Annotated in this window: 26 protein-coding genes; 17 read left to right on the top strand and 9 right to left on the bottom strand. The window is 70.4% G+C overall.

Translation table 11 applies throughout. The annotated features are described in order from the left end of the window. Positions 1 to 173 precede the first annotated feature (173 nt). The gene (locus ABIC70_RS10695; protein WP_043380797.1) at positions 174 to 395 is read left to right on the top strand and encodes a hypothetical protein; all 222 of its coding nucleotides are present in this window, start codon (positions 174 to 176) and stop codon (positions 393 to 395) included. A 16-nt stretch (positions 396 to 411) separates the two neighbouring features. Here the strand turns inward: ABIC70_RS10695 and ABIC70_RS10700 are convergent, their stop codons facing one another. Continuing rightward, positions 412 to 789, bottom strand: coding sequence for a 4a-hydroxytetrahydrobiopterin dehydratase (locus ABIC70_RS10700; protein ID WP_182591586.1), 378 nt, complete (start codon positions 787 to 789; stop codon positions 412 to 414). A gap of 187 nt (positions 790 to 976) precedes the next feature. Between ABIC70_RS10700 and ABIC70_RS10705 the strand changes: the two genes are divergently transcribed. Genes ABIC70_RS10705 through ABIC70_RS10715 form a run of 3 tightly spaced genes read left to right on the top strand, consistent with a single transcriptional unit; the run spans position 977 to position 3,461 of the window. Beyond that, on the top strand, positions 977 to 1,957 hold the full coding sequence (locus ABIC70_RS10705) for an ABC transporter substrate-binding protein (RefSeq protein WP_274927144.1): 981 nt from the start codon (positions 977 to 979) through the stop codon (positions 1,955 to 1,957). Between the two features lie 51 nt (positions 1,958 to 2,008). After that, positions 2,009 to 2,746 carry an ABC transporter permease gene (locus ABIC70_RS10710; RefSeq protein ID WP_043349142.1) on the top strand — a complete coding sequence of 246 codons (738 nt, stop codon included), beginning with the start codon at positions 2,009 to 2,011 and terminating at the stop codon, positions 2,744 to 2,746. Beyond that, a complete protein-coding gene (locus ABIC70_RS10715; protein WP_053610698.1) occupies positions 2,727 to 3,461 on the top strand; it encodes an ABC transporter ATP-binding protein in 735 nt (244 codons plus the stop codon). The genes ABIC70_RS10710 and ABIC70_RS10715 overlap by 20 nt, the downstream gene beginning before the upstream one ends. A 162-nt stretch (positions 3,462 to 3,623) precedes the next feature. On the opposite strand, the gene ABIC70_RS10720 is transcribed toward ABIC70_RS10715, so the two are convergent. From ABIC70_RS10720 to ABIC70_RS10730, 3 genes are all read right to left on the bottom strand, one after another. Beyond that, positions 3,624 to 3,749: a hypothetical protein gene (locus ABIC70_RS10720; protein ID WP_274927145.1), complete on the bottom strand. Its 126-nt coding sequence runs from the start codon at positions 3,747 to 3,749 to the stop codon at positions 3,624 to 3,626. Between the two features lie 59 nt (positions 3,750 to 3,808). Continuing rightward, positions 3,809 to 5,731: an aq_1923 C-terminal domain gene (locus ABIC70_RS10725; protein WP_345819845.1), complete on the bottom strand. Its 1,923-nt coding sequence runs from the start codon at positions 5,729 to 5,731 to the stop codon at positions 3,809 to 3,811. A 145-nt stretch (positions 5,732 to 5,876) separates the two neighbouring features. Further along, a complete protein-coding gene (locus ABIC70_RS10730; protein ID WP_043349135.1) occupies positions 5,877 to 6,203 on the bottom strand; it encodes a HesB/IscA family protein in 327 nt (108 codons plus the stop codon). A 153-nt stretch (positions 6,204 to 6,356) separates the two neighbouring features. Here ABIC70_RS10730 and ABIC70_RS10735 point away from each other — a divergent pair, with 153 nt between their 5' ends. Next, positions 6,357 to 7,604 carry a deoxyguanosinetriphosphate triphosphohydrolase gene (locus tag ABIC70_RS10735; protein WP_354439712.1) on the top strand — a complete coding sequence of 416 codons (1,248 nt, stop codon included), beginning with the start codon at positions 6,357 to 6,359 and terminating at the stop codon, positions 7,602 to 7,604. A 25-nt stretch (positions 7,605 to 7,629) separates the two neighbouring features. On the opposite strand, the gene ABIC70_RS10740 is transcribed toward ABIC70_RS10735, so the two are convergent. After that, positions 7,630 to 8,037: a hypothetical protein gene (locus ABIC70_RS10740; protein WP_354439713.1), complete on the bottom strand. Its 408-nt coding sequence runs from the start codon at positions 8,035 to 8,037 to the stop codon at positions 7,630 to 7,632. Positions 8,038 to 8,316: 279 nt separating this feature from the next. On the opposite strand from ABIC70_RS10740, the gene argS reads away from it, so the two are divergent. The 6 genes from argS to tatC all read left to right on the top strand — a co-directional run bounded on the left by argS (position 8,317) and on the right by tatC (position 14,672). Beyond that, a complete protein-coding gene (argS, locus tag ABIC70_RS10745) occupies positions 8,317 to 10,068 on the top strand; it encodes an arginine--tRNA ligase (protein WP_287090933.1) in 1,752 nt (583 codons plus the stop codon). 48 nt (positions 10,069 to 10,116) lie between these two features. Next, positions 10,117 to 11,490: an SPOR domain-containing protein gene (locus ABIC70_RS10750; protein ID WP_354439715.1), complete on the top strand. Its 1,374-nt coding sequence runs from the start codon at positions 10,117 to 10,119 to the stop codon at positions 11,488 to 11,490. Between the two features lie 284 nt (positions 11,491 to 11,774). Continuing rightward, positions 11,775 to 12,779 carry a beta-N-acetylhexosaminidase gene (nagZ, locus tag ABIC70_RS10755; protein ID WP_274927149.1) on the top strand — a complete coding sequence of 335 codons (1,005 nt, stop codon included), beginning with the start codon at positions 11,775 to 11,777 and terminating at the stop codon, positions 12,777 to 12,779. A 156-nt stretch (positions 12,780 to 12,935) separates the two neighbouring features. Continuing rightward, entirely contained in the window at positions 12,936 to 13,208 is a 273-nt protein-coding gene (locus tag ABIC70_RS10760) for a twin-arginine translocase TatA/TatE family subunit (protein ID WP_043355642.1), read from the top strand. 103 nt (positions 13,209 to 13,311) lie between these two features. Further along, positions 13,312 to 13,875, top strand: coding sequence for a Sec-independent protein translocase protein TatB (gene tatB, locus ABIC70_RS10765; protein WP_043355641.1), 564 nt, complete (start codon positions 13,312 to 13,314; stop codon positions 13,873 to 13,875). Beyond that, positions 13,872 to 14,672, top strand: coding sequence for a twin-arginine translocase subunit TatC (tatC, locus tag ABIC70_RS10770; RefSeq protein ID WP_043355639.1), 801 nt, complete (start codon positions 13,872 to 13,874; stop codon positions 14,670 to 14,672). Before tatB ends, tatC begins: the two co-directional genes overlap by 4 nt. A 15-nt stretch (positions 14,673 to 14,687) precedes the next feature. Here the strand turns inward: tatC and ABIC70_RS10775 are convergent, their stop codons facing one another. After that, a complete protein-coding gene (locus ABIC70_RS10775) occupies positions 14,688 to 15,371 on the bottom strand; it encodes a response regulator (RefSeq protein ID WP_043355638.1) in 684 nt (227 codons plus the stop codon). Between the two features lie 40 nt (positions 15,372 to 15,411). Then, complete coding sequence (tyrS, locus tag ABIC70_RS10780) at positions 15,412 to 16,683, bottom strand: tyrosine--tRNA ligase (protein WP_354439748.1); 1,272 nt, start codon at positions 16,681 to 16,683, stop codon at positions 15,412 to 15,414. A 123-nt stretch (positions 16,684 to 16,806) separates the two neighbouring features. On the opposite strand from tyrS, the gene ABIC70_RS10785 reads away from it, so the two are divergent. The 4 genes from ABIC70_RS10785 to ribB all read left to right on the top strand — a co-directional run bounded on the left by ABIC70_RS10785 (position 16,807) and on the right by ribB (position 20,976). Next, a complete protein-coding gene (locus ABIC70_RS10785; RefSeq protein WP_100793966.1) occupies positions 16,807 to 17,940 on the top strand; it encodes an anhydro-N-acetylmuramic acid kinase in 1,134 nt (377 codons plus the stop codon). Next, positions 17,937 to 18,554, top strand: a complete 618-nt coding sequence (locus tag ABIC70_RS10790) for a DUF3578 domain-containing protein (RefSeq protein ID WP_354439716.1) — start codon at positions 17,937 to 17,939, stop codon at positions 18,552 to 18,554. The genes ABIC70_RS10785 and ABIC70_RS10790 overlap by 4 nt, the downstream gene beginning before the upstream one ends. Before the next feature lie 212 nt (positions 18,555 to 18,766). Then, on the top strand, positions 18,767 to 19,867 hold the full coding sequence (aroC, locus tag ABIC70_RS10795; protein WP_043355633.1) for a chorismate synthase: 1,101 nt from the start codon (positions 18,767 to 18,769) through the stop codon (positions 19,865 to 19,867). Between the two features lie 32 nt (positions 19,868 to 19,899). Then, positions 19,900 to 20,976, top strand: a complete 1,077-nt coding sequence (gene ribB / locus ABIC70_RS10800; protein ID WP_043380842.1) for a 3,4-dihydroxy-2-butanone-4-phosphate synthase — start codon at positions 19,900 to 19,902, stop codon at positions 20,974 to 20,976. A 6-nt stretch (positions 20,977 to 20,982) separates the two neighbouring features. Here the strand turns inward: ribB and ABIC70_RS10805 are convergent, their stop codons facing one another. Then, positions 20,983 to 21,600: a LysE family translocator gene (locus ABIC70_RS10805; RefSeq protein ID WP_043355632.1), complete on the bottom strand. Its 618-nt coding sequence runs from the start codon at positions 21,598 to 21,600 to the stop codon at positions 20,983 to 20,985. A 151-nt stretch (positions 21,601 to 21,751) separates the two neighbouring features. Beyond that, a complete protein-coding gene (locus ABIC70_RS10810; protein WP_043380769.1) occupies positions 21,752 to 22,681 on the bottom strand; it encodes a histone deacetylase family protein in 930 nt (309 codons plus the stop codon). 192 nt (positions 22,682 to 22,873) lie between these two features. Between ABIC70_RS10810 and ABIC70_RS10815 the strand changes: the two genes are divergently transcribed. Beyond that, on the top strand, positions 22,874 to 23,452 hold the full coding sequence (locus ABIC70_RS10815) for a L,D-transpeptidase (protein ID WP_043380766.1): 579 nt from the start codon (positions 22,874 to 22,876) through the stop codon (positions 23,450 to 23,452). Between the two features lie 162 nt (positions 23,453 to 23,614). Next, complete coding sequence (locus ABIC70_RS10820) at positions 23,615 to 24,055, top strand: hypothetical protein (RefSeq protein WP_279898288.1); 441 nt, start codon at positions 23,615 to 23,617, stop codon at positions 24,053 to 24,055. The last annotated feature ends 79 nt before the right edge of the window (positions 24,056 to 24,134 follow it).

Below are 24,134 nucleotides of genomic sequence, written 5' to 3' on the forward strand. Positions count from 1 at the left end.
GCTCACGCGATCGCAGCGCCCGCGGGTGCTGCGAGAAACGGTCGGCCCGCCCCTCCGCCCCCTCAGGGCGGGCCGACCGTGACGAAAGCTTGATCGCGGGCCGCAGCCCGTCATCGGAAACCTTGCGGTGGCTTGGCGCGTAGGGTGCGGCGAGAACGAGGACCGCCCCATCCATGAACGCCTTCATCGCCGTCGTATTGGTCTGCGCCAACGGCCTGGCACAGGACGCCTGCACGGACGCCCAGGCCCTTGAGGTCCGGAAGGTCCGAGTTGCCAACGAGCTCGGATGCGCCACCGGCTGGCAGGAGATCATCGCCCGCACCGAGCGCCGCGACGAGATCGGCAAGACCGCCTACCTCAAGACCGAGTGCCGCCGCGTGAAGGACCCGCAGTGACGCCCGCGCCGCGCGGCTACTTGTCGTACTTGATGTAGGCGAAGCGCGGATCCGCGGGCGTCCCTTCGAGGCCCTGTCCCTCCAGGGCCGGCTGCCAGGACACGACCTCCTCGATTTTCCGGGCGAGGGCGAAGTCCTTCTCGGTGATGCCTTTGGCGGCGTGGTTCATCAGCCGGACCTCGACCCAGGCATAGGACGCCGTGATGTCGGGATGATGCCAGGCTGCTTCGGCGAGGTGACCCACGGTGTTGATCACCATCAGCGTGCCCTTCCAGCCGGCCGTCTTGTAGGTGCGGCGGATCCAGCCATCCTCCAGGCGCCAGGCGGGCAGTTCGGCCTTCAGCCGCGCCTCCACGGTCGCCTCGTCCAGAACTCCCTCGCGTCGCTCGGTCATGATCGCATGTCTCCCCTGATGGCGTCTCGGTCGAGGGTGCCGCCGCAGCCGGTTGCGCGCAAGCGTGTTCCGCACGGTGGACGGAAACCGGTGTGAGCCCTATGACCTTTTTCCAGTGGCGTCCCGTTCATGCGGCACGTCAGTCTACCGCCGTCGAAGACTGCGAAATACGATGGGAGAAGGCGTGATGCTGTCACGGCGCGCGATGCTCGCCGGCGGCCTGCTGGGCGGCCTCGGCCTGCGGGCGGCGCGCGCGGACGTGCCGACCATCCGTCTCGGGAGTCTGCCCTTCGGGACGTCGACCTGGGAGGCTGCGGTGATCAAGGCCCGCGGCCTCGACACCGACAACGGCTTTCAGCTCGATGCCGTAAAGCTCGCCGGCAACGACGCGGCCCGCATCAGCTTCATCGGAGGACAGGTCGATACGATCATCGGCGACCTGCTCTGGGCCGCCCGCCTCGGCAATGACGGGCAGGCGGTGCGCTTCATCCCGTACTCGACCTCCGAGGGCGGCGTGATGGTACCGGCCGGGAGCGCGGTGAAGAGCCTCAAGGATCTCGCCGGCAAGCGCCTCGGGGTGGCCGGCGGTCCCCTGGACAAGAACTGGCTGCTGCTCCGGGCGCAGGCGAAGGACGCGGCCGGAATCGACCTGGAGCGCGAAGCCGAGATCGCCTACGGCGCGCCCCCGCTGATCACGCTGAAGCTGGAGCAGGGCGCCCTCGACGCAGCGCTCACCTACTGGACCTACTGCGCCCGCCTTCAGGCGAAGGGGTTTCGCCAACTGGTCGGTGCCGAGGACATCATGCACGCCCTCGGCGTCCCCGGTGACGTGGCGCTGATCGGCTACCTGTTCCAGGACACCACCGTGAAGGAGAAGCCCGCTTCCGTGGCGGCCTTCGCGCGGGCGTCGCGGGCGGCCAAGGACATCCTGGCCTCGGATCCGACCGCGTGGCAGATCGTGCGCCCGCTGATGGCGGCCGAGGACGATGCGACCTTCGAGGCGCTCAAGCGCAACTTCCTCGCCGGCATCCCGCGGCGCCCCGTGGCGGAGGAGCGCGCCGATGCCGAGAAACTCTACACCGTGATGGCGCGGCTCGGCGGAGCGCGCCTCGTCGGAAAGGGCGACGCACTGCCTCCCGACCTGTACTACACCGGTCGCAATGGGTGATGCGCCGGCCCAGCGGGCCACCGTTGCAGCGGTCCAGACAATCGGGATCGCCTGGGCGTGCTGACCCGCATCGCGTCTTTGGTCGTGCTCCTTGCAGCCTGGCAGTTGGCTGCACTCGAGGCGGGATCGCGCCTGCTGCCGGCGCCGCTGGCGGTGCTGCGCTTCATCGTTCAGGAGGCGGAGCGCGGCGACCTCGCACACAATGTCGGCATGACGCTGCTCCGCGTAGCGATCTCATTCACGGTGGCGATGCTTCTCGGCGTCGTCCTCGGCGTCGCGCTCGGACGCTCGAAGGTCACCGATCTCACGCTCGACACGCCGCTTCTCGTCCTCCTCAACACGCCGGCCCTGGTGATCACCGTACTGGCCTATGTCTGGGTCGGGCTCACCGAGACCGCGGCGATCCTGGCGGTGGTCCTCAACAAGCTCCCGAATGTGGCGGTGATTGTCCGGGAAGGGGCCCGTAATCTCGATCCCGGCCTCGACGAGATGGCCCGCGCCTATCGGCTCGACCGGCTTACCTGGGCCCGCGACCTCCTGATCCCGCAGCTCCAGCCCTACATCGTCACGGCGGCGCGGTCCGGCCTCTCCCTCGCCTGGAAGATCGTGCTGGTGGTGGAACTGCTCGGTCGTCCCGACGGAGTCGGCTTCGCGATCAACTATTACTTCGTCCAGAGCACCGACGTGGCGGCCATCATCGGCTACAGCCTCGTCTTCATGGCCGTGATGATCGGCATCGACGTCCTCCTGCTGCAGCGGCTCGAAGCCTATGTCCGTCGCTGGCGCTGAGCCCGTTCTTCAGGTCGCGATCGCGTCGAAATGGTATCGGCCGCGCGATGCCGAACCGGTCGAGGCGGTTCGCAACCTCGAATTCGAGGTGGCAGCCGGGGAAATCGTCTGCCTGATCGGGCCGTCGGGCGCCGGAAAGACCACGACGCTGCGGATCCTGCTCGGCCTCGATACCGCGTTCGAGGGACGCGTCTCCGGGGCGGAGCGGGCCGGTATCGTATTCCAGGAGCCGCGGCTGCTCCCCTGGCGCAGCGTCGAGCACAATGTCCGCCTCGGGCTCCCTCGGGCGCGGCGCGGGCTCGACCTTGACGGCTTGTTCGCGCAGCTCGGCCTGACGGCATGGCGGGCCAGCTATCCGAAGGCGCTCTCCCTGGGGATGCAACGCCGCGTGGCACTGGCGCGGGCCCTGGCCGACGGGCCGCGGGTGCTGGTCCTCGACGAGCCCTTCGTGTCCCTCGACGATGCCGCCGCCGCCGAGCTGCGCGGCCTCGTGGTGGATACGGTGGATCGGTCCGGCATGAGCGTCCTGATGGTGACCCACAACGTCGCCGAGGCGATCGGGATCGCCGACCGTCTGCTGCTGGTCTCCCGGCGCCCGGCGGGTCTCATCGCCGCCGTGTCCCTCGATCGACCGCGCCGGGAACGCGACCGCGCCTGGGCCGAGGCGACCCGGGCGAACCTCGCAGCGCAGCATCCGGAGATCATCGCGCTGTAACCTCCGCAACGGGCCCGCGTGATCGCTTGAGCAGCGACGTTCGACGCAGGCCGTTCCGCGGTCGACGACGAACGCTCCGACAGCCGGCGCGACAGCTTTCAGCCTTGGGCTGTCTCGGCTCGGTCCAGTTCGAGAGCCAAGCCCGATCGGCGAGACGGGAATCTACCCGACCGGCCGCAGGCCAGATCGCGCGGCGGCAACGTCTGCGACGTTGCCATACTCGACCGGCATGCAGGTCAGCGCCTGGGCGGCGGCGAGCGCAGCCTTCGCGAGACGGAACGCGCGCATGGGGCTTCCTCAAGGCCGGTCGTCCGGCTGCGACAGCCCGGAGACCGGTCACGGTCGCCTCAGTTCGCCTTCGCCTCGACGTCCAGCCGGTCGAGCACGGCCGCCGGCGAGCGCGCCGCGCCGAGATCGATGAAACCGATCCCGGCGGGCTCTTTGGACTTCGCGTGGACCACGAGCTTGCCGGGCTTCATCACGAACTGGCCCATGGCGGCGCCGATGCCCTTGGCGGCCGCGCTGTTGCCCAGGATGATCGGCACGCCGAGCAGGCTGGCGGTGACGTACTCCTTGCGCAGCTCGTCCGGCTTGAGGCTGAGATCCTTCGACTGCGCGGCCAGGAAACGCTCGAACAGGCCCGCGTTCTCCACCGTCAGGTCGAGGGCCTTGGCGCTTCCCGAAAACATCACCATGGTCGCGGCCGGCAAGGTGCCGGAGAACAGCTCGGGCCCGATACCGCCCAGCGTGCCGGATAGCCGGACGGTGCCGATGTCGCGACCCGACACCGTCACCTCGCGCAGGGCAAGGTCGCGGGCCTTCTCATCCAAAGTGGCGTCGGCCACGAGGTCGAGGTCGAGATCCCGGTACCCGTAAACCGGCAGCATGCCGATGATCGGCGCGCCCGCCACGAGATCCGCCGGCAGGCTGAGGCCGGAGAGACTGAGGCGGGTCGCGCTGGGCACGCCGTCATTCGGCGCACCCAGAGCGAGTGTGGCCTCGCGCAGGGCGATCCGGCGGACAGGCCGGGGCGATACCGACAGGGCGAGGGGGTCGGCGGCGGTGTCGCCCGTCCTCGGATCTGCCGGCCTGCCAGGCCCCGCCCGGCCAGAGTCGGAGAGGCCGCCGCGGGCCGGAGCCCGACCATCACGCGGCGGCGCCCGCTCGGGTTCGCCCTCCGGCGGCAGCTCGATCGACAGGTCGCTCAGGGTCAGGTTGCCGAGCTTGGGCGTCAGGCGGCGCATCTCGATATCGGAGAAGCCGGGCCCGGCCGTCGGCTCGGCGGCGATCCCCTGGAGGGCCGCGACGGTCGGCACCAGCGAGGTCCCGAGGACGGCGAGGCGACCGACATGGACACGCAGGCTGCCGCGCGACAGCGCCAGGTTGTCCAGGACGGTGCTGCCCTCCGACCCGGCGGAGGTGTAGGCGGCCCGGCCGATCTCGAACAGAACCGGCCCCTTCGGATCGGAGTCGCTGACGCTGAGGCCCTGCATCTCCAGGCTGCCGACGGCGGTGGCGGCGATGAGATCGGCCGCCGCGGCGGCCAGGGGACGCCGGTCGCTGGAGCCATCGAAACCGCCGGCCACGATCGCGAAGGCGCCGCTCCAGCCGTCGGGGATCTGCCGGCCGCCGAGATCACGCCCGTCGAGGCGTGCGATCTTCACGGTCGTGCCGCGCGCGTCGGAATAGGTCACGTCGGAGACCTGGATGGTGCCGTAGACCCGCTGGACCGGTCCCTTGCCGTCGCCCGGAACCGTGTACAGCCGGCTGAGGGCCGCCAGATCCAGATCTGTGGCGCGCACCTGCCCGTAGGTTCCGGAACCGCGGTTCGGCCCGGCGACGGAGCTGACCGTGGCGCCGGCTGCCGTCAGTTCCCCGACACGGCCGGCGCGGATGTCGCGGGCGACCACATCGCGGTAGGTGACGGTCTGCCGGTTGTCGCCGGGACCCGCATTCTCGGAGGTCAGGACCGGGACGGTGAGGCTGCCCGCATCGAGCCGGGCGAGCCGCTGCTCCCAGGGCACGTTGGAATCGGGCCGCAGGATCGCCGCCAGATCCTCCTTGGAGAGGCGCGTGCCGCTCGCCGTGAGCTTCGGGGCCTTCAGCAGCGTGCCGCCGAGCGGGATGACCACGTCGGTGACCGTCACGTCCTGGACGGCGGCGGCGCCCTCCTGCGCGGCGAGTGGCGCGGGGGCGAGGCCGAGGAGGACGAGGATACCGGTTGTCGCCCAGGCCGACCGGAGGCGGAGGCGGGCCTTCGGGTGGTTCATGGCTGCATCCGGACCAGGGCTCGCGCGGGAATTCCCTAGCCGTGCCGCGTTTTTTGAGGCGAGGCAATCAGGCATGCCGGCCCGGGCGACCGTGCCGGCACCGGTGTCGTATGGACGCAACGGCGCGGATGCGCCGGGCGGGTCGCTACAACGAGAAGGAGGTGCCGCAGCCGCAGGAGGCGGTGGCAAGCGGGTTCTCGATCTTGAAGGACTGGCCGATCAGATCGTTCACGAAGTCGATCGTGGAGCCGTTCATGTACTCCATCGAGATGGGGTCGACGATGACGGTGGCGCCGTCGCGCTCGATCGCGACGTCCTGCGCCTCACGGGTGCGGGCGATGTCGAAGGCATACGAGAAGCCCGAGCAGCCGCCGCCATTGACGCTGATCCGCAGCGACGAGCCGGCCGGCTCCGCCCCCATGATCTCGTTGATGCGCTTGGCCGCGCGGGCGGTCAGGGTGATATCAGCCATCAGTCTCTGGCCACGCAATCGTTCGGTGGACGGCGCACCCCGCCTGTTGCCGAGGGCGTCCCGGCCCACAAGATATGAGGCGCAAGCCCGCGCCGCAACGCGCCGGGCGAGGAGCCGTCATGAGCAGGGTGCGTGAGTTTGCGAGCGGATGCCGTGCGATCCAACGGTGAGCGCTGGCGCGCGGCCTACGCCACCGATCCGGCCCGCACCCGGGGACGCCTGATCCCCGAGGCCGGTTCGCCGACCCGCAGCGACTTCCAGCGGGACCGGGACCGGATCATCCACTCGACGGCGTTCCGGCGGCTGAAGCACAAGACGCAGGTCTTCGTGCATCACGAGGGCGACCATTACCGCACCCGCCTCACCCACACCCTCGAGGTCAGCCAGATCGGCCGGGCGCTCGCCCGCGCCCTCGGGCTCGACGAGGATCTTGCGGAGGCGCTGGCCCTCAGCCACGACCTCGGCCACACCTGTTTCGGCCATACCGGCGAGGACGCCCTCGACGCCTGCATGGCACGCTACGGCGGGTTCGACCACAACGCCCAGGCCCTGCGGATCGTCACGCGGCTGGAGCGGCGCTACGCCGGCTTCGACGGGCTGAACCTCGCCTGGGAGACCCTGGAGGGCCTCGTCAAGCACAACGGCCCGCTGCTGACGGCCGACGGCCAGCCGACGCCCCGCTACGCCGCGCGCGGCATCCCGGCGGCGATCCTGGAATACGATGCGCTGAACCCCCTCGACCTGTGGAGCCAGGCCGGCCCCGAGGCCCAGGCGGCCTCCCTCGCCGACGACATCGCCTATGCCGCCCACGACCTCGACGACGGGCTGCGCGCCGGCCTGTTCGAGATCCCGGAGCTGCGCGCGGTCCCGTTCCTGGCCGGGCTGCTCGACGAGATCGACCGGCTGCATCCGGGCCTGGAGCCCTCGCGCATGATCCACGAACTCGCCCGGCGGGTGATCACCCGCTTCGTCGAGGACGTGATCCGCGAGGGCGGACGCCGCATCGCCGAACTGGATCCGCGCCGCGTCGAGGACATCCGGAATGCGGATCAGGCGGTCATCGTCTTTTCGCCGGAGATTGCGGCGGCCGATGCCGATATCATGCGCTTCCTGTGGGACCGCATGTACCGGCATCCCGGCGTTGTGGCGGTGCGGAGGAAGGCCGACGCCATCGTCAACGACCTGTTCGCCGCGTTCACCGCGGCGCCGTCCCGGATGCCGGAGGAGTGGAGCGCCGGTCTCGAGGAGGCCACCGAGGCGCGGGTCGCCCGCCGGGTCGCCGACTACATCGCCGGCATGACGGACACCTATGCGGTCCTGGCGCATCGCAAGCTCTACGCGACGACGCCGGACCTGCACTGGGAATTGCCCAGCCGGGGCCTGCCCCTCGCCGAGCCCTGAGGGCCCGGCGCGGGATGGGTTGGGATCAGCAGCCGCAGCCGCAGGTGAAGCTGCCGTAACACCCGCCGTAGCCACCGCCGTAGCCGTAGCCGCCGTAGGCGGCCGGGTAGCCGTAGCCGTAGCCGCCATACCCGTAACCACCATAGCCGTAGCCGCCGTAGACGCTCCCGGCGGCGAGCCCGAGCCCGAGGCCGATCCCCGCGCCGGCCAGCCCGTAGCCGAGGGCCCGTCCGTAGCCGCGGCGATAGCCGTAGCCGTAGCCGCGCCCGTAGAAGCCGCGGGCCGCGTAGCCGCCCCGGTAGCCGTAGCCGCCCCGGAAACCACCGTGGACGCCGCCGTGGAAGCCGCCGCCGTGGAAGCCGCCCGCCTCCGCACCCGGCGCGGCCAGGATCAGGGCGCAGAGCGCCGTACCTGCAATCGTCAAGGTCTTCATCAGCAACTCCGCGATCGGCACACGCGCGACCGTCGGCGATGACACAGTGTCGTCCCGGCCAAGACAAGCCGAACACTGCGCGATCCGTATTCGTCGCGTGGGATAACGTGGGAGCGCCGCGCGCTTGGTTACCGGACCGATGCCGGGAATGTGGGCTCCTCCAGGCCGGCGAACCGCTCGGCGCCGTGACACCCTCCCGGCCCCTTGCTAGACCGCCCGGGCGGGGGCAGGCCGGACGGGCCGGGCGACGAGACCCCCGCACAAGCGAGATCGAGACCCATGAACATCTTCGCCCTGTTCGAGGCGCGCGTGCGCGAGGCCGTGGAGGCGCTGACCCGCGCCGGCCATCTGCCCGAGGGCCTCGACCTGGGCCGCGTGGTCGTCGAGCCGCCCCGGGACGCGGCGCACGGCGACCTCGCCACGAACGCGGCGCTGGTCCTGGCCAAGGAGGCGCGGGCCAACCCGAAGGCGCTGGGCGAAGCCCTGGCGGCGGAACTCCGCGCCGATCCGCGGATCGTGGAGGCGAGCGTCGCCGGGCCGGGCTTCATCAACCTGCGGCTCGACCCCGCGATCTTTCACGCGGTCGTGCGCGACGCGCTCTCCGCGCCGGAGGCGTTCGGCCGGGCGGAGTTGCCCGGCGGGCCGATCAATGTCGAATACGTGTCGGCCAATCCCACCGGGCCGATGCATGTCGGCCATGGCCGCGGCGCGGTGTTCGGTGACGCCCTCTCCAATCTGCTCGTCGCGGCCGGCAGGCAGGTGACGCGGGAATATTACATCAACGATGCCGGCGCTCAGGTCGATGTGCTGGCCCGCTCCGCCTTCCAGCGCTACCGCGAAGCTCTGGGCGAGCCCTTCGCCATCGCGGACGGCTTGTATCCGGGCGACTACCTCAAGCCCGTGGGCGCCAAGCTAGCGGAGACCCATGGCCGCGCGCTCCTCGACCAGCCCGAGGCCGCGTGGCTTCCCACGGTGCGCGAGACCGCGCTGGACATGATGATGACCATGATCCGGGCCGATCTGGAGGCGATCGGCATCCGCCACGACGTGTTCTTCTCCGAGCGCACGCTCCAGGAGAGCGGTGCCGTGAAGACGCTGCTCGCGGAGCTGCGCGCCAAGGGCCTCGTCTACGAGGGCCGCCTGCCGCCGCCCAAGGGCCAGCTGCCGGAGGATTGGGAGGACCGCGAGCAGACGCTGTTCCGCACCAAGGAATTCGGCGACGACAGCGACAGGCCGCTGCTGAAGTCGGACGGCTCGTACACGTATTTCGCCTCCGACATCGCCTACCACCGGGCGAAGTATCTCGCGGGCGCGACCGAGCTGATCGACGTCCTCGGAGCGGATCACGGCGGCTACGTGAAGCGCATGCAGGCTGCCGTGAAGGCGGTGAGCGACGGCGCGGCGACGCTCGACGTCAAGCTCTGCCAGCTCGTGCGGCTGTTGCGCGCAGGCGAACCGGTCAAGATGTCGAAGCGGGCCGGGGAATTCGTGACCCTGCGGGACGTGATCGACGAGGTCGGCCGCGACGCCATCCGGTTCATGATGCTCTACCGGAAGAACGACGCGACCCTGGATTTCGACCTCGCCAAGGTGGTGGAGCAGTCGAAGGACAATCCGGTCTTCTACGTTCAGTACGCCCATGCCCGCGTCCGCTCGGTGCAGCGGCAGGCGCGCGAGGCGTTTCCCGAGGCCGACCTCTCGGCCGCGGCGCTGGCACGCGAGGCGGACCTCGCGGTGCTGCGCGATCCGGGCGAGATCGAGATGATGCGCCTCATCGCCCAGTACCCGCGGGTTCTCGAATCCGCAGCCCTGGCGCACGAACCGCACAGAATCGCATTCCACCTCTATGAACTGGCCTCGGCGCTACATAGTTTCTGGAACAAGGGCAAAGACTTGCCGCAATTACGGTTTGTTAATGCAACCGACCGAAAGTCGACGTGGGCCCGGCTGGCGCTCATCGAAGCTCTGCGGAGCACGCTGGCGGCCGGCCTTGCGATTCTCGGTGTGACCGCGCCGGACGAGATGCGATAGGCCCGAGCGCATCGGGCCGGTCACCGGCGTTGATGTGAGGATGCTGCCATGACGAACGCTTCGCGCGCTCAGGTCGATCTGGACGCTTTCGCGCGCGATCTGCGTCAGGAGACGGGTCAGGCGCCGCAGGCGGCCAAGGCGGATCCGCTGGCGGAACTCGCCCGCATCGTCGGCCAGGACGATCCGTTCCGGGCTCTGCTCGCCGCGCGCGACGAGATGCGCGCCGTCGCGCCCGACACCCAGCCGCAGGCCGGCTGGAACGCCCGGGTGGAGCCGAGCTTCGCGCCAGAGCCCGCCAAGGCGACGCCGGCCGACGCATTCGATCAGTACCTCGCCTCCGTGGAGCAGGACACGCATCGCGAAGGCAGCGCCTACGCGCCAGATGGCGTCGCGGTATCGAGCGGCGACGACGCCTACGCGGACAGCCACGCCCTGCGTCGCGCGAATCCGCGCCGGCGCCTCGTCTCGGTCGGCGCCGGCGTCGCCGTGGTGGCGCTCGCGGTCACCGGTGCGCTCACCTACAAGGGCATGAGCAATTCGGGCCATGGCGGCGTGCCGGTGGTGCAGGCCGATTCCACCCCGCTCAAGGTCGCCCCGAAGGTGGCCGACGGTGTCGAGATCCCGGATCAGAACCGGCAGATCTACGATCCGAAGGGCAAGAAGGACGGCCAGATCAAGATCGTCAACCGCGAGGAGCAGCCCCTCGACGTGGCTGAGGCCGCGCGCGCGGCCCAGGGCCCGTCGCAGCCGACCGGCGCCCAGGGCGGCACGACGCCGGGCAACGGCCCGTTCGAAGCGTTCGGGGAGCCCCGCCGCGTCCGCACCGTCGCAGTCAAGCCCGAGGCGCCGCCCGCACCGCCGCCGCGGGAGCAGCAGGCCGTCGACGCCGGGCCGGCCCCGATCCCCACCATGGTTCTGCCCGGCGACGAGCCGCCGCCGGCAGCGCCCGCGAAGTCGAAGCCGATGCGCCAGGCCGCCGCCGCCATGCCGGCGACCACGGCCACGCCCGTCGACGCACAGCCGGACGCCGCGGTCGAGCCGCCGGCCCCGAAGCCGGTGGCCGTGAAGCCGCCGCCGAAGGCCGCCCAGCGGATCGCCGCCGTCGCCCCGGCCGGGGCGGCCGCGCCCGACACCACCGCCAGCACCACCACCGACGACGAGGCCGTGAAGTCGGGCCCGGTCAGCGGCTTCTCGGTGCAGCTCGGGGTGCGCAGCTCCGCCGCCGAGGCGAAGGCCGCGTTCCGGCAGATGCAGGCCAAGTACACACAGCTCGCCGGCAAGCCTGAGCTGATCCGGCAGGCCGAGGTGAACGGCAAGACGATCTATCGCGTCCGCGTCGGACCCCTGGAGAAGGCTCAGGCCGCGAGCCTGTGCAGCGCTCTGCAGGGCGAGGGCGGCCAGTGCTTCGTGGCCAAGAACTGAGGTTCTGACGGAAAGCCGCGGTCGGGGCAGCGCTCCCGCCCGCGGTGATCCGCTCGGGCGCCCCGCCGACCGAGGCTCGCCGACCGAGTCTTGCCGACCGAGTCTTGCCGACCGAGTCTTGCAGGCCACACCGGCGGCGGCATCGCTCCAGCCTCCGCCCGGAGCCGCGGTTTGGTCTTGCCGGCTCCCCGTTCCCGCCCGACTCTGTCGCCATCGAGCCGAACCGCCCGGCGATCCCGCCGCCGTCTTCGCGCCGCCACCGAGCAGTTTCCGAGCCGTTCCTGATGACCTCCCGCGCCCTGATCCTCGGTTGCACCGGCTCGTCGCTCTCGGCGGAGGAGCGGTCCTTCTTCCGGGACGTGAAGCCCTGGGGCTTCATCCTGTTCAAGCGCAACATCGGAACCCCGGACGAGGTCCGCGCCCTCACCGGCGCGCTGCGGGACTGCGTCGGATCCGATCGCGCGCCGATCCTGATCGATCAGGAGGGGGGCCGGGTCCAGCGCATGGGTCCGCCCCACTGGCCGGCCTACCCGGCCGGCGGCCGCTACGGACGCCTGAACGGCAGCGCCGCGGCCGTCGCCCGCCTCGGCGCGCGCCTGATGGCGCACGACCTCGCGGAAGTCGGCATCAACGTCGACTGCGCCCCCGTCCTCGACGTGCCGGCGCCGGGCTCGCACGACATCATCGGCGACCGGGCCTACGGGACCAGCCCGGACAGGGTGGCCGAGATCGGCCGCGCGGTCGCCGAGGGCCTGATGGCCGGGGGCGTCCTGCCGGTGATGAAGCACATCCCGGGGCATGGGCGCGCCACCTGTGACAGCCACCACGGCCTTCCGGTGGTGGATGCGACGCGCGCAAATCTGGCGGAGCAGGATTTCCGGACCTTCCGGGCGCTCGCTCACCTGCCGATGGCGATGAGCGCCCACGTGGTCTTCACCGCCATCGACCCCGACCGGCCGGCCACCCAGTCCGCCATCGTCATCCGCGACATCATCCGCGGCGCGATCGGCTTCGACGGGCTTCTGATGACCGACGATCTCTCCATGCACGCGCTGACCGGCTCGTTCCGCGACCGGACGGAGCGCGCCTTCGCGGCGGGGATCGATATCGGGCTCCACTGCAACGGCGCCATGGACGAAATGCGCGCCGTGGCCGAAGCGGCGCCCGCGCTCACCGGAGAGGCCGCGCGCCGCGCCGCTTCCGCGCTGGCGCAGCTCGACCCCGCCGGCGACGGACTCGACGTTCCGGAAGCCCGGGAGCGCTTCGCCGCGGCCCTCGCCGCCGCCTGACCTGAGCCCCTTGCGGCCTTCCACCGCGGCCTTCCACCGGCCGTGGCATCGCCTCTGCTTGTGTTCGGGCGGCGCGATCCCTAGGTTCGCCCCGAAATCCTCAACCGGACGTGGCGTCGCGCTCCCGCTTCTTCGGGGCGCCCGCAGGAGGTTGCCATGGGCAGCATGAGTATCTGGCACTGGGTCATCGTCGCGGTCATCGTGATGCTGCTCTTCGGACGCGGCAAGGTGTCCGATCTGATGGGCGACGTCGCGAAGGGCATCAAAGCCTTCAAGAAGGGCATGGCCGAGGATGAGACCCCTCCGGTCAGCCAGGCCGCGCCGCCGCCGGCCGAACCGGTCCGCACCATCCCGCACGCCACCGAGACGAGCCCCGGCACGGCGATCCCGGCGAGCCATCTTCCCGGCGGCGAGCGCAAGCCGGTCTGACGGCGGGCGCGACTGTAGGACTGGCAGAGCGCACGCGCTCGTGTAGAGCCTGACGGGGTCCGGCCACCGCGCCGGATCTCAGGGCAGCAGGACCGTCGACGACATGCTGGACATGAGCTGGGGCGAGGTGATGCTGATCGGCGGCGTCGCCCTCATCGTCATCGGGCCGAAGGATCTGCCGAAGGCGCTGCGCACCGTCGGGCAGATCACCTCGAAGCTGCGCCGCATGGCCGGCGAATTTCAGATGCAGTTCAACGAGGCGATCCGCGAGGCGGAGCTCGACGATGTCCGGCGCGAGGTCGACGGGATCCGCAACACGGTCCGGAATGCGAGTTCGACCTTCAATCCCGTGCAGACCATTCGCGACGAGTTGAAGGGCGCCGTCGAGGGCCGGGCCAAGGTCGGCCCGGAGAAGCTCGGCCCGGAGAAGCCGCCGGTCGAGACCCGATCCCTCGCCGATGCCACGGCGCAGCTCAAGGCCGAGCAGGACGCCGCAGCACCGGCCCCGGTCTCGGGGACGCCGCCCGCCGAATCGTCCCATGATCCTGCACCGCAGATGGCGGAGGCACCCCTGCCCGTGCCCGGGTCGGTGGACGATCCGTTCGGGCCTCCGCCCGCCCCGCATCACGCCACCGAAGAGTCCCAGAACGGCACGGCCGCCCGATGATCAGCGATGCGGACGAGGCCGAGATCGAGGCGTCGCGGGCGCCCCTGCTCGAACACCTGATCGAATTGCGGGCGCGGCTGATCAAGTCGCTGATCGCATTCGTGCTGATGTTCTTCGCCTGCTTTTTCTTCTCGCGCGATATCTACAACGTTCTGGTCTACCCCTATGTCTCGATCGTGGGTGCGCAGAACGCCGAGCTGATCGCCACGCACTTCCTCGAGCAGGTGTTCACCAACATCAAGCTCAGCGTCTTCGGGGCGGCCTTCCTGGCCTTCCCGGTGATCGCCACGCAGATCTACGCCTTCGTGGCCCCGGGCCTCTACCGCAACGAGCGGAAGGCGTTCCTGCCCTACCTCGTGGCCACGCCGATCTTCTTCGTGCTCGGCGCGCTGGTGGTGTTCTTCCTGGCGATGCCGCTGCTGATCAAATTCTCGGTGTCGCTCCAGCAGGTGGGCGTGGCCGGGGAGCCGACGATCAAGCTGCTGCCGAAGGTCGACGAGTACCTGTCGCTGATCATGACGCTGATCTTCGCGTTCGGGATCGCGTTCCAGCTGCCGGTGATCCTGACGCTGCTCGGTCAGATCGGGATCATCGACGCGGCCTTCCTGCGGGAGAAGCGGCGCTATGCCATCGTGCTGGTCTTCGTCGCCGCCGCGATCCTGACGCCGCCGGACGTGATCTCCCAGCTCTCCCTCGCGATCCCGATGCTGCTGCTCTACGAGGCCTCGGTGTTCTCGGTGGCGCGGGTCGAGAAGCTGCGGGCGGCGCGGCGCGCGGCGGAAGGCCTGGAGCCGTGAGGCAGCGCGCCGGGCTCAGTCCGGCGCACGCAGGCGGTAGCCCACGCCGGTCTCGGTGAGCAGGTAGCGCGGGCGCTCCGGATCGGGCTCCAGCTTCTGGCGCAGCTGGCGGATATAGACGCGCAGGTATTGCGGATCCGACGAGGCCGGCGCGTGGCGCATGAGCTGCGCGTGGGTCAGCACCTTGCCGGCATGCTGCACCAGCACGCGCAGGAACTCGTATTCCCGGGGCGACAGCTTCACCGCGCGCTCGCCGACCCGGACGACGCGGCGGACGAGATCGACCGAGAGGTCGTCGACCCGGAAGACCGGCCGCTCCCCCTGCATGGCCAGGCGATGGCGCAGGGCCGTGCGGATGCGCGCCAGCAGCTCGTTCATGCCGAAGGGTTTGGTGACGTAATCGTCGGCCCCGAGATCGAGGGCCTCGACCTTGCCGCGCTCGTCGTCGCGACTCGACAGGATCACGACCGGCAGGTCGGGCCAGCGCTCACGGATCGCCGCAAGGAGGGCATGGCCGGGCATGTCCGGCAGGCCGAGATCGAGGATCGCGAGATCCACGCCCCCGGCCTCCAGGGCGGCGAGCGCCGCGGCCCCGTCGGCGGCCTCGGCGACCGCGTAATCCTGCGTCCCGAGGCCGGTGCGGAGCAGCCGGCGGATCGGTGGCTCGTCGTCGATCACCAGGATCCGGGCAAGGCTCACGCGGGCTGTTTCCCGTCGCGGATCCAGGCGGCCGGGCGGCTCATTCCGGCCGGAGCAGCACGTGCCGCTTCTTGCCGAAGGACAGCTTGATCACGCCGTCCGGGGTCAGGTCGCCCTGCCCGAGCATCGCCTTCTCATCCGTGACCGGTACATCGTTGACCCGCAGGCCGCCGCCCTTGATCTGCCGGCGCGCCTCGCTGGTGGAGGGCACGAGCTTGGCGACGTCCGGGCCGAAGGCGGTGAGGACCCCGAGCCCGGCCTCCAGGGTGGCCGACGGCACGGTCACGCTCGGCAGGTCGGCGGCCAACGTTCCTTCCACGAAGGTCTTGCGCGCGGTCTCCGCGGCGGCCTCCGCGACCTCGCGGCCGTGCATCAGCGCGGTGGCCTCGGTGGCCAGCACCGTCTTGGCCGCGTTGATCTCGGAGCCGGCGAGCACGGCGAGACGCGCGATCTCCTCCATCGGCAGCAGGGTGAACAGCTTGAGGAAGCGGGCCACGTCCGCGTCCTCGGTGTTCCGCCAGAACTGCCAGTAATCGTACGGCTTCAGCATCTCCGGGTTGAGCCAGACGGCCCCGGCCGCGGTCTTGCCCATCTTGGCGCCCGAGGATGTCGTCAGCAGCGGGCAGGTCAGGGCGTAGAGCTGTGGCGTGCCCATGCGGCGGCCGAGATCGATGCCGTTGACGATGTTGCCCCATTGATCCGACCCGCCCATCTGCATGACGCAGCCGTAGCGACGGTTCAGCTCGACGAAGTCGTAGGACTGGAGGATCATGTAGTTGAACTCCAGGAACGACAGCTCCTGGTCGCGCTCCAGGCGCAGGCGCACGCTGTCCATCGACAGCATCCGGTTCACCGAGAAATGCCGGCCGATGTCGCGCAGCATCTCGATGTAGTTGAGTTTGGTCAGCCACTCGGCGTTGTCGACCATCACGGCGTCGCCGGCCCCTTCGCCGAAGCGGAGGAACCGGTCGAAGGTCTTGCGGATCTCGGCCTTGTTGGCGTCGATCTGCTCGACGGTGAGGATCTTGCGGGTCTCGTCGCGGCCCGACGGGTCGCCGACCCGGGTGGTGCCGCCGCCCATCAGGGCGATCGGCCGCCCCCCCGTGGCCTGCAGCCAGTGCAGCATCATGATCGACAGCAGGTGCCCGACATGCAGCGAGGGCGCCGTGCAATCGTAGCCGACATAGGTGGTCAGCCGCCCTTCCAGGGCCGCGGCGTCGATGCCGGCCAGGTCCGAGGTCTGGTGGATATAGCCGCGCTCGGTCAGGATCCGCAGGAAGTCGGATTTCGGCGCGAAGCTCTCGGCGGTCATGGCTGCCATCTCGGGTCGCGCGCTGGCGCGACAGGCCGAGGCCCCGCATGCTAGCTCGCGCTGGGTTCAGGATACGGCGCGCTCTTAGCAGGGCGTTGGCCGAAAGGCACGGGGCAGGGCGGCATGGCGATGATGCGCGCGATCGGACTGATGAGCGGCACCTCGCTGGACGGCGTCGACATCGCGCTGATCGAGACCGACGGCGAGCGGGTCCACGTGGTCAAGGGCCACAACAACTTCCTGGAGCCGCTGGGTCCCACCGGCTACCGCGGCTACGCCGACGACGAGAAGGCGCTCCTGCGCGCGGCCACCAAGGATGCCGAATCCGTGCTCCATCCCGGCGATCGGCCCGGGCGGCTGCCGGAGGCGGAAGCGTTCGTCACCCTGGCCCATGCCGAAGCCGTGGAGCGCTTCCTGGAGGAGCACGGCCTGTCAGCGTCCGAGATCGACGTGATCGGCTTCCACGGCCAGACTGTGATCCACCGGCCGGACCAGCGCATTTCGATCCAGATCGGCGACGGGCAGGCGCTGGCGACCCGGCTCGGCATCCCGGTGGTCTCGGACCTGCGCCGGGCCGATATCGAGGCGGGCGGGCAGGGGGCGCCCCTGGTGCCGGTCTTCCACAAGGCGCTCGCCGAGGCCTCGGGCTTCGACGGGCCGTTCGGCATCCTCAACATCGGCGGCGTCGCCAACGCGACGCTGATCGACTCGAAGGGCGGCGTCATCGCCTTCGACACCGGTCCCGGCAATGCGCTGATCGACGAATGGATGCAGGAGCGCGAGGGCAAGAACCTCGACGATGGCGGTCGCACCGCGGCCCGGGGCCGTCCCGACGAGCAGCTGCTGGCCTGGCTGCTGACGCACCCGTTCTTCTTCCGCAAGCCGCCGAAGTCGCTCGACCGGAACTGGTTCTCCCACAAGCTCGCCGGCCAGCTCTCCACCGAGGACGGCGCCGCCACCCTGACGGCCTTCACGGCGCGCGCGGTGGCCCGCGCCCTCGACCACGCCCCCGAGATCCCGACCCGCTGGATCGTGGCCGGCGGCGGCGCGCGCAACGGCGAGCTGGTGCGGCTCCTCAACTATCATCTGCGCGCGGAGATCACGACCGCGGACGCCATCGGCTGGTCCTCGGCCTACCTGGAGGCGCAGGCCTTCGCGTATCTGGCGGTGCGTTCGCTCAAGGGCCTGCCGATCACCTTGCCGTCGACCACCGGGGTGCGCGAGGCGATCACCGGTGGGGTCCTGACGCGGCCGTGAGTCTCGGCCACGCGCTCCGGCGGATCGTCGAGGAATACCCGCTCGCCCGGCTCGACCCGCCGGCCGGCCATCCGCTGGCCTCCGTCATCCGCAAGGGTGCGCCTGAGGAGCTGCGCGCCGCACTGGCGCCGATCGACGGGCCGTTCCTGGTCAAGGGCAGTCCCGGGCGCGGAAGCCATTGGGCCGCGATCCCCTGGCTCGCCGTGTTCGACCCCGCCATCACCACCAGCGCCACGCGGGGCTACTACCTCGTCTACCTGTTCCCGGCCCATCGCGAGGCGGTGCACCTGTCGCTGGCGCAGGGAACGGTGGCGGCGATCCGGAGCCACGGTCCAGCGGCGGCCGGCGCCCATCTCCGTGCCAGCGGCGCTGCGCTCAAGGCGCGGCTCTCGGACTTCACCGACGCGCTGCCGAACGCGACGATCGCCCTCGGCAGCGCGGGCGAATTGCCGGAGGGCTACGAGGCCGCCCACATCCTCGGCCTCACCTACGACCTTCCCGATCTCGGCGACGAGCGCCGCCTGCACCGGGATCTCGCCGTGGCGGTCGCGGCATATCGGGCGCTGAAGGCGCGGGGCGGGCTCGACCTGCCCCGTTCGGGCGGGACGGCATGAGATCGCAGGCCGCTGCGAGGGCCGTCCTGACGCAGCGACGCAATCCGGGGACGCCGCTGTTCCGCTGCCCGGGATCGCTGCGCTGCGCCCGCAGGGACGGGGATACCGAGCGAACGAACGCATCCGCCAAGCCCTCTACCCAGCCCTCCGCCCGGCCCCTTGCAGGCACCGCGTTTGTGCCCCCGGCGCTCCCGCGCTAAGGCAACGGCGCCATGTCGCACAACACCTTCGGCCACCTGTTCCGCGTCACGACCTTCGGCGAGAGCCACGGGATCGCACTCGGCTGCGTCGTCGACGGCTGCCCGCCGGGCCTGCCCCTGGAGTCCGAGGAGATCCAGGCCGAGCTGGATCGCCGGAAGCCCGGCCAGTCGCGGTTCACGACGCAGCGCCGCGAGCCCGATCAGGTGAAGATCCTGTCCGGCGTGTTCGCGGACGACCGCACCGGCGGCCGCCAGCTCACCACCGGCACGCCGATCGCGCTGATGATCGAGAACACGGACCAGCGCTCCAAGGACTATTCGGAGATCCGCGACAGCTACCGCCCCGGCCATGCCGACTACACCTACGACGTGAAGTACGGCATTCGCGACTATCGCGGCGGCGGCCGGTCCTCGGCGCGCGAGACCGCCGCGCGGGTCGCGGCCGGCGCCGTGGCGCGCAAGGTCATCCCGGGCGTGACCATCCGGGCAGCCCTGGTGCAGATGGGACCGCACGCCATCGACCGGTCCCGTTGGGACTGGGCCGCGGTCGGCGACAACCCGTTCTTCTGCCCCGATGCCGAGACGGCCGCTTTCTACGAGACCTACCTCGACGAGATCCGGAAGGACGGCTCGTCGGTCGGCGCCGTCATCGAGGTCGTGGCCGAGGGCGTGCCGCCTGGCCTCGGCGCGCCGGTCTACGGCAAGCTCGACGCCGATCTCGCCGCGGCGATGATGTCGATCAACGCCGTGAAGGGCGTCGAGATCGGCGACGGGTTCGCGTCGGCGGCCCTGCGGGGCGAAGACAATGCCGACGAGATGCGCGCCGGCAACGGCGATCGGCCGCGTTTCCTGGCGAACCATGCCGGCGGCATCCTCGGCGGCATCTCCAACGGCGAGCCGGTCGTGGTGCGCTTCGCCGTGAAGCCAACCTCCTCGATCCTGACGCCCCGCCGTTCGGTCAGCCGCGACGGCAGCGAGGTCGATCTCGTCACCAAGGGCCGGCACGATCCCTGTGTCGGCATCCGCGCCGTGCCGGTTGCGGAGGCCATGATGGCCTGCGTGCTGGCGGATCACTATCTGCGCCATCGCGGACAGGTCGGATCGCAGCCCTGATCCGGGTCCGTCCCAACGATTCGAGAATGCCCGTGCCCCACTGCTCCGTCACAGAGGCCATCGCGGCCTTCGCCCGCGGCGAGATCGTGGTCGTCACCGACGATGACGATCGCGAGAACGAGGGCGACCTCGTCGTCGCCGCCTCGCTCTGCACGCCGGAGAAGATGGCGTTCATCATCCGCAACACCTGCGGCATCGTCTGCGCGCCGATCACGCAGAGCGAGGCGCGGCGGCTGCACCTCGCTCCCATGGTGGCGTCGAACGACGCGCCGCTGGGTACGGCCTTCACCGTCACGGTCGACGTCAAGCACGGCCTGACCACGGGGATCTCGGCCGAGCAGCGCTGCAACACGGTGCGGGCGCTGGCCAACGGCAACATGGGCGCGGGCGACTTCGTGCGGCCCGGCCACGTCTTCCCGCTCATCGCCCGGGACGGCGGCGTGCTCATGCGCTCGGGCCATACCGAGGCCGCGGTCGACCTGTGCCGCCTCGCCGAGCTGCCGCCCGTCGGCGTGATCTGCGAGCTCGCCAACGACGACGGCACCGTGATGAAGGGGCCGCAGATCGAGGCCTTCGCCGAGACGCACGGCCTCAAGCAGGTCTCGGTGGCCGATCTCATCGCCTACCGGCAGGCGCGCGACCGGCTGGTGGAGCGCGTCGGCCACTTCACGGTCCGCTCGAACCACGGCGACGTGAACGCCTACGTGTTCTCGACGCCCTTCGAATCGATCCAGCAATTCGCCTTCGTGATGGGCGACATCGGCGACGGCCGGGACGTGCTGGTGCGCCTGCACCGCTCCAACGTCGCCGCCGACGTGATCGGCGGGGGAAAGCAGATCGACGCCGTGCTGAAGCGCTTCGCGGCCGCCGGGCGCGGCGTGCTGGTCTATCTCCGGGACGGGACTGCGGGCGTGCCGGTGAAGACCGTCACCGACGAGGGCACGGAGGCCCTGCGGGCGCGGCAATGGCGCGAGATCGGGCTCGGCGCCCAGATTTTGCGCGATCTCGGCGTGGTTTCGATCCGCAACCTCGCGACCTCGTCGCGCTCCTATGTCGGCCTTTCGGGATTCGGCATCGAGCTCTTGGGCGACGAGCCCCTGGAGGGCTGACGCTCTTCAGGCGCGGCGCAGGACGGTCCAGACCGCGGCGCCGGCCATGATGGCGGCGGCACCCCGGTTCAGCCGCACGCGGACGGCGGGCCGTCGCAGGGTCTCGCGCGCCCGGGCCGCCAGCGCCGCGTAGGGCGTCATCACGGCCAGCAGGATCGCGGCCGTGATCAGGATGAGTGCGACGACATCGGCCGCCGTCACGCGCCGCAGATCGACGAGCGTGGGCAGGATCGCGAGGTAGAAGACGATCGTCTTCGGATTGCCCAGGGTGATGGTCAGGCCGGCGACGAAGCTGGTCAGCGGCCGGTCGCGGGCTTCGCCCGCGATCCGGACAGCCGTTCCGGCGGCGCGCCAGAGCCGGAACGCCAAGTAAGCGAGATAGAGCGCCGCGCCGTAGCGGATGACGGCGAAGACTGCGCCGAATGCCTCCGCAATCAGTGACAGGCCGAAGATCGCGGCGGCGAGATAGGTCAGGTCGCCCAGGATCAGACCGGCCGAAAAGGCCATCGCGGCGCCGAAGCCCGAGCTGAGGGCCCGCGCGACAAGCGCGACGACGCCGGGTCCCGGCACAGCGGCGGCAACGCCCAGGGCCAGCGCATAGGTCAGGAAGCCCGTGAGCGTCATCGGCCGAAACCCGGAGGGGCTGCGCCGGTGCGGTCGACGCGCTGGCGCGCAAGCGACGGCATCCGGCTCAGCGGCAGCATAGCGGCGGTCTCCCCGAAGCGCAGATTACGGCGCGCGCGGGAGCGGGTGCAATCGGGATGCAGCGCCCCCGTCAGCGCCCCATCAACGCGTCGACATGGGCGGCCACCGATTTGCCGAGCCCCTCGAGACTGTAGCCGCCCTCCAGGATCGAGACGATCCGCCCGCCGGCGCAGCGGTCCGCGACATCCATGAGCCGGCGGGTCGCCCAGCCGAAATCCTCCGCTTCGAGGCGCAGATTGGCCAACGGATCGAGCCGATGGGCGTCGAAGCCGGCGGAGATCACGATCACGTCCGGCCGGAAGCTTTCCAGGCGCGGGAGGATGCCGGTTTCGAAGGCTTCGCGAAACACCTCGCCGTCGTCGTTGGGCCGCAGCGGCACGTTGACGATCGTGTCCTTCTCGCCGCGCTCGGACGATGCCCCGGTCCCCGGGTAGAGCGGCATCTGGTGGGTGGAGCAGTAGAGCACCGCGGCGTCGTCCCAGAAGATGTCCTGGCTGCCGTTGCCGTGATGGACGTCCCAATCCACCAGGGCCACCCGCTCGGCCCCGTGCTTCTGGCGGGCGTGGCGGGCCGCGATGGCGGCATGGTTGAACAGGCAGAAGCCCATCGACCGGGTCCGCTCGGCATGGTGGCCCGGCGGGCGCATGGCCACGAAGGCGTTGCGGCACCCGCCGCCGACGACGGCATCGACGGCGTGCATTCCGCCGCCCACCGCCCGCAGCGTCGCCTCCAGGCTCCCCGCCGACAGGATCGTGTCGGAATCGATGCCGACCATGCCGTGCTCGGGCACCGCCGCCACCAGCGCGTCCACGTAGGCGCGCGGATGGGCGAGGGTCACCGCCTCGATCTCAGCCTTGGGTGCAGAGGCCCGCACGAGGCCGGCGAAGCGCTCATCCTCCAGGGCCCGCTCCACGGCGCGCATCCGGGCCGGCCGTTCCGGATGTCCCTCCGGGACCTCGTGATCGAAGCTGGCGGGATGGCTCACGTAGAGGGTGGTCACGAGGGTCGCTCCCGGATGCTCTCCTGTCGCGCACCTGCAACAGGAGCCGGCAATGTGCCACGGGCCCAACGCGCGGACTACGGCGGGGTGCCGTTGCCCCCTTATGGTTGCGCGATTCTTCCGTGGGACGGACCCGGATCATCAATCCATCGAGGCTCCGTCCACCGCCGCGAGGATCGTCGGGGCAGGGCCATGCGCATCACATCGGTCATCGGCTGCGCGCTGTTGCTGGCGGGCTGCACCTTCAAGGGCGTGCCCGATCCGGCCCTTTCGGCCCGCGATGCCGAATTCATGGCCCTCGTCCCGGATGCCGAGTTCGATCCGCACTTCGCCCGCTATGAGGTCGCCGATCCGACCCGGGAATCGCCCGGCACGATCGTGGTCGAGACGAAGGAGCGGCAGCTCTACCTCGTGCTGCCGGGCGGCAAGGCGATCCGCTACGGCGTGTCGGTGGGCGACGAGGCCTATGGCTGGACCGGCACCGCCCGAATCGACCGCAAGGCGGAATGGCCGGCCTGGAATCCCCCGGCCGAGATGATCAAGCGCTGGCCGCATGTCCACGCCATGCAGGGCGGCCCGATGAATCCCCTCGGCGCCCGCGCCCTGTACCTGTCGGATCACGGCCGGGACACGCTCTACCGGATCCACGGCACCAACGAGCCCGAGAAGATCGGGCAGGCGGTCTCCTCCGGGTGCATCCGGATGCGCAACATCGACGTGGTCGACCTCTACAACCGGGTCCCCGTCGGAGCCTCGGTCATCGTCCGGTAACGCAACCGGTCAACGTCCCAATAAGCCTGCTTGCTCGGGGGGTGTTTACCTGAACTTCCGTTCAGATCTCGCCATTAACCTCTGGAAGGGAAGCGGTCCCGTAAGTTGAAGACACACAGGGACTAGCACCGGCCGCAGCAAAGGTCGGAGGAGCAGGCGATCATGACCACCATCTCCGTTCAACAGTTCTGCAACCATGCTGTTTCGACCGGCACGATCAGCGACGAGGACCTGCTGGTCCTGAAGCGCGAGGTTCTTCCGGAAGGCCTCATGAACCGCGAGGACGCCGACCTGCTGATCGCCCTCGAGCGGGCCGTGATCGGCTCCGACGCCTTCGCCGACTTCCTGGTGGCCTCGGTCGTCGACTTCGCCGTGTGGGGCTCGCGCCCGACGGGCTACATCGACCGCGACGTCGCCGCCTGGCTGGCCGCCTCGCTCAGCGGCCGCGACGGCCCGAGCGCGGTGGGCGCCCGGATCGCCATGGAAGTCGTCCGTGAGGCGCAGAGCAGCGCAGAATCGCTGGTGGCCTTCGCCCTCGAAGCCAACCGCCGCGCCCGGGACACGGTTTCGACCCCGCGGATGACCTTTGCCCTGGCGGCGTGAGCCTCGGAGCAACGCACAGCTTCCGTCCGCGGCGCAACTGATCTATCGGGACAGTCAAGCCGGTGCGCAATCCGGCGAT

The sequence above is a fragment of the Methylobacterium sp. 1973 genome (genome assembly GCF_040545035.1).
GTDB lineage: Bacteria > Pseudomonadota > Alphaproteobacteria > Rhizobiales > Beijerinckiaceae > Methylobacterium > Methylobacterium fujisawaense.

Bases quoted from the DNA above. Each gene is read 5' to 3' on its own strand.
- ABIC70_RS10695 (WP_043380797.1), top strand. From the start codon at position 174: ATGAACGCCTTCATCGCCGTCGTATTGGTCTGCGCCAACGGCCTGGCA.
- ABIC70_RS10700 (WP_182591586.1), bottom strand. From the start codon at position 789: ATGACCGAGCGACGCGAGGGAGTTCTGGACGAGGCGACCGTGGAGGCG.
- ABIC70_RS10705 (WP_274927144.1), top strand. From the start codon at position 977: ATGCTGTCACGGCGCGCGATGCTCGCCGGCGGCCTGCTGGGCGGCCTC.
- ABIC70_RS10715 (WP_053610698.1), top strand. From the start codon at position 2,727: ATGTCCGTCGCTGGCGCTGAGCCCGTTCTTCAGGTCGCGATCGCGTCG.
- ABIC70_RS10720 (WP_274927145.1), bottom strand. From the start codon at position 3,749: ATGCGCGCGTTCCGTCTCGCGAAGGCTGCGCTCGCCGCCGCCCAGGCG.
- ABIC70_RS10725 (WP_345819845.1), bottom strand. From the start codon at position 5,731: ATGAACCACCCGAAGGCCCGCCTCCGCCTCCGGTCGGCCTGGGCGACA.
- ABIC70_RS10730 (WP_043349135.1), bottom strand. From the start codon at position 6,203: ATGGCTGATATCACCCTGACCGCCCGCGCGGCCAAGCGCATCAACGAG.
- ABIC70_RS10740 (WP_354439713.1), bottom strand. From the start codon at position 8,037: ATGAAGACCTTGACGATTGCAGGTACGGCGCTCTGCGCCCTGATCCTG.
- argS (WP_287090933.1), top strand. From the start codon at position 8,317: ATGAACATCTTCGCCCTGTTCGAGGCGCGCGTGCGCGAGGCCGTGGAG.
- ABIC70_RS10750 (WP_354439715.1), top strand. From the start codon at position 10,117: ATGACGAACGCTTCGCGCGCTCAGGTCGATCTGGACGCTTTCGCGCGC.
- nagZ (WP_274927149.1), top strand. From the start codon at position 11,775: ATGACCTCCCGCGCCCTGATCCTCGGTTGCACCGGCTCGTCGCTCTCG.
- ABIC70_RS10760 (WP_043355642.1), top strand. From the start codon at position 12,936: ATGGGCAGCATGAGTATCTGGCACTGGGTCATCGTCGCGGTCATCGTG.
- tatB (WP_043355641.1), top strand. From the start codon at position 13,312: ATGCTGGACATGAGCTGGGGCGAGGTGATGCTGATCGGCGGCGTCGCC.
- tatC (WP_043355639.1), top strand. From the start codon at position 13,872: ATGATCAGCGATGCGGACGAGGCCGAGATCGAGGCGTCGCGGGCGCCC.
- tyrS (WP_354439748.1), bottom strand. From the start codon at position 16,683: ATGACCGCCGAGAGCTTCGCGCCGAAATCCGACTTCCTGCGGATCCTG.
- ABIC70_RS10785 (WP_100793966.1), top strand. From the start codon at position 16,807: ATGGCGATGATGCGCGCGATCGGACTGATGAGCGGCACCTCGCTGGAC.
- aroC (WP_043355633.1), top strand. From the start codon at position 18,767: ATGTCGCACAACACCTTCGGCCACCTGTTCCGCGTCACGACCTTCGGC.
- ABIC70_RS10805 (WP_043355632.1), bottom strand. From the start codon at position 21,600: ATGACGCTCACGGGCTTCCTGACCTATGCGCTGGCCCTGGGCGTTGCC.
- ABIC70_RS10815 (WP_043380766.1), top strand. From the start codon at position 22,874: ATGCGCATCACATCGGTCATCGGCTGCGCGCTGTTGCTGGCGGGCTGC.
- ABIC70_RS10820 (WP_279898288.1), top strand. From the start codon at position 23,615: ATGACCACCATCTCCGTTCAACAGTTCTGCAACCATGCTGTTTCGACC.